Origin of the sequence: Streptococcus sp. k-628 (assembly GCF_013277475.1) — a bacterium.
In the GTDB taxonomy this organism is placed as follows: Bacteria; Bacillota; Bacilli; order Lactobacillales; family Streptococcaceae; genus Streptococcus.
In genome coordinates this window covers 1-3589 of sequence record NZ_VMMZ01000059.1, presented here as the reverse complement: position 1 = coordinate 3589, position 3589 = coordinate 1, and the positions used below count along the sequence as shown (strand labels likewise).

General features: G+C 47.7%; 1 protein-coding gene. It reads right to left on the bottom strand.

The annotated features are described in order from the left end of the window. Positions 1 to 3589: Rib/alpha-like domain-containing protein (locus HT730_RS07605; protein ID WP_173307245.1), on the bottom strand; the 3589-nt coding region annotated here is incomplete at both ends.

The window sequence follows — 3589 nt, the reverse complement described above, 5'->3', positions numbered from 1 at the left end:
TACATCTTCTGTAGAGTCATCGTCATAAGTGACGGTCACTCCCACAGTTTGACTGGTTCCTGCCGCTACTGTTGGAAGAGCTGCTTTAGCTACCGCAGTTTTCTTATGCTCTGCTGTTACGGCATTGCTAATAGAATCTGCTGTTGGCTTGCTATCTGCTTCTACCGTAATGGTGCTAACAGTTGGCTGCGTATGACTTGGAACAGTTATAGTCGCTTCGCGTGCCGCGCTGACATCTGTGCCAGTTCCGGCTGTTGCTTGAGCTGTGATAGACTTACCACTGCTTGCTGTTCCTTGTTTAACAGTTGCCTTGCCATCTTTAACTGTGATTGGGCTATCCGCTGGTGCACTCCAGTTGCCATCTGCTCCCTTGGTAAGCTCTACTGTTTTCGTAACCGTATCGCTTTCTGGGTAGTTGATCACGACTTTATCCGCATCAGCTGGTAATGGAATCACAACATCCCCATTTTGTTTACTTTCTGGAGTAAAGGTTGATGGTTGAGCTGTCTTCACTTTACCAGTGGATGGCTTACTTTCCATGTCTTGTGCTTTGGCTTGTACCGTTACCTCAGTTCCGGCTGTAGCTGTCTTGGCTTTCAAGACTGGCTTGCCATCTGCTCCCACTTCAAATCCTTCTGGAACTTGCCAACCTTGGTCAGTCTTCGTAAGGGTCACTTTCGTTGACGCTTGAGAACCTGCTGGCGTGTAGGTTACTTCAAGACTTGTCGCGTCACTTGGAGCTTCTATTTGGACGCCACTATCAATTTGTGGAGTCACAACTGGACTGTTCAGTAAGCCCACTGCCTTGTGGTCAGCTGCTTCTGATGGATCTGATAAAGCTGATTTTTGAGTAGCTTTTACGATGCTACCTGCCTGAGCTGTATTGGCCTGCATCACAATCTTGTTACCAGTTGTCACGACTGTGCCGATATTGACACTATCTGTCTTCGTCCAATCCCCATTAGCTTCCTTATCAAAGGTTAACTTACGAGTATTGCCAGCCGCATCCACATAGTCTACTTCTGCATGAGTTGCCTTGTCATCCAATTCAACTTCAATGCCGTAGTCTGCGTTTTGACTAATCGTTGGTTTACCCAAGCGTGGCGCTTTGGCATCTGCACTATCACTTGACTGACTTGTAAAGTCTTTACCGTCAATTGTCGTGATACCTTTGGCTGTGACACCTGCACCATCTTTCACCTTGTCCGCTGCTACCGTAAGCTTGCTGCCGTCTGGGCTAATCGTGATGCCACTGTCTGCTGGAGCTGTCCAGCTACCATCTTGGTTCTTCGTAACCGCTACGGTTGTTGGAGCGTCTTGTCCTTCTGGTGTGTAAGTCACTTCAACCTTCGTTGTTTCTTCTGGAACCGTTACATCAACTGTTCCGTCAGTATTTGGAGTCACAACTGGTTTATCTGGGACAACTGTGATCGTTACTGGGGTTTCTACACTCTTACCTCGAAGTTCAGCTGGTACATCATCGCCCTGACCATAAGTGGTCACAACGGTCTTCGTCACTTCTCCGACATGGTCAGTACTTGGTTTGTCTCCGTCCTTCCATGCATGAGTCGTGCCATTAGGGAAACCTTCTGTGTTTGATGCTGGTTTTACATAGTCAGAAGCGTCTTCTGAAAGTGGGCTACCTTTATGCGCATCAATACTTGGAGTTGGGTTCTCTGCTAGAGCGTATACTTTTGGTGTAACGTATTGGGTCGTAACGTCTGATACCGCTACTCCATTACTTGGGTAAGTAACTTGGATACGTGGAAGAGCTTTGCCGACTTCTACCTTAGCTGGTTGGTTTTCCCAACTTAAGCCATTGTTGCCGTCTGCTGTCACATAGTCACTCAAGTTATCATTAGTAATATCTTGACCATTGCTTCTCACGACAGCTTTGGCGCTTGGTTGCGCTAAAGTAGTGAAGGTGAAGTTGACCTCTTGCTCATTCGTCTGACCTGCTAGGCGCACTAGAAGGGTTTCTGTTCGTGTGCCTGCCTCTGCCGTTTTTCTAGTCGCATCTTGGTTCTTCCAGCGGCCTGTTGCGCCTGTGAAGTCCGTAGCTGCGTCTGAACGACGGAGTAACTTAGCTAGAGTGGCTTCGTTCAAGTTATCCAACTCAGTAAGAGTGCCTGTTCCCTTCATGGTTTGGATGCTGCCTTTAGCACTTAGAGTGATGAAGGTTGAAGCTTTGGCAGCACTTGCATCTGATTCAACGCGTTCAGTTGCTTCGGTTGGTTTGTAAACCGCTTTGGCTGTGATGTTGGCTGATGTTGGGATGTCTTGGGTCATCGTTACATCAACTGTCGTTAGATCACTGTAGCGAGTCGTACCAGCTTTCGGCACCTCTACAGAACCAATTTTCGTATCGCCGTTGTAGAGCTCAACAGTGGTTCCTGGTGTCGCATTCGCAATACGGATAGTTTTTCTTGTGCCGGCGCTTCCTGTCAAGTCAGTCGTAATACTTGGAGTCGCTGGTTTCGTCACAAAGGTGATTTCCTCTGTCTCTTCTGCCAGACTGTCCTCTTTCGGATTACCACCGTCTACTTGTGGGTAGTAAACTTTAACCTTGTTGGTCTTCTTACCAAGCCAGTCATCGTTGACTTTACCCCAAGTGCCTGAACCATATGCCGCATTACCTGTCTCATCTGTTTGCCATGTGTACTCTGTACCTTGTGGAAGGTCTGGTCCATTTTCTGCTTTCTTCACATAAGCGCTAGCTTCTGTTGAGGCAAAGGTTGAATCAATTGTACGGACTACTTCTGTTGCCTTGGCTACTGCATGATAAGTTGGAAGGGCTACGTCTAAGGTTTGAACCGTCTTACCTGCCGCATTGTCTGATGGGTATTCTACCTCGATATGGCCGACATGGCTTGCGGAAGCTGTTGCGATAGCTGGTTCTGTACCACCTTGCCAACGGACTGTTACGCCTGCTGGTTTAGCGACTGTTTGGTTGCCATCTTTGAAGACGACATACCTTTCTGCGTCACTTCCATGTGACAAGGTTCCTTGTTTATTGTTATAGCCGTTCGGACTAGCTAGAGCTACCGTTGGATAGACATGCACTGGAATCGTCACTTCTGTGCTACCTGATCCTGGAATGGTTACAGTCGCTTTGTAAGTCGCATCCCCTACACGGCTGTAGTCTGGAGTTTCCTTCCATTCTACTGTTGAGCCTGTTGGAAGAGCTGTATCGTCTTTGTATTGAAGTCGATCTGCCAATGCGTCTGTTGGCGTTGCTCCCTTAATCAAGTGGTAGTCTTTGGCTTTTAGACCATCTGTTACCTTCAAGCTTGTGCCGTAGTCTGATGCTGTTCGTTCAGCTGCTACGGTTGGTTTGTAGATACTACGTACCGCTATCGGCATATCCTTCGTCAAGCTCTTACCTGGTGCTAGGTTAATCGCTACTCCATCTTTGAGCGCAAAGTCACCATCTTTTGGTACATCTGTGCGTCCCAATTCAATTGGGTTAGCTGGATTGGTCATGTCATAGAGGGCTACCGTGGTACCACTATTCACGCCATTCACTGTAACGCTGCCTGCATCTTTCTTACCGACTGCACTTACAAGACTTGGAGTGCTTGGTTTGACA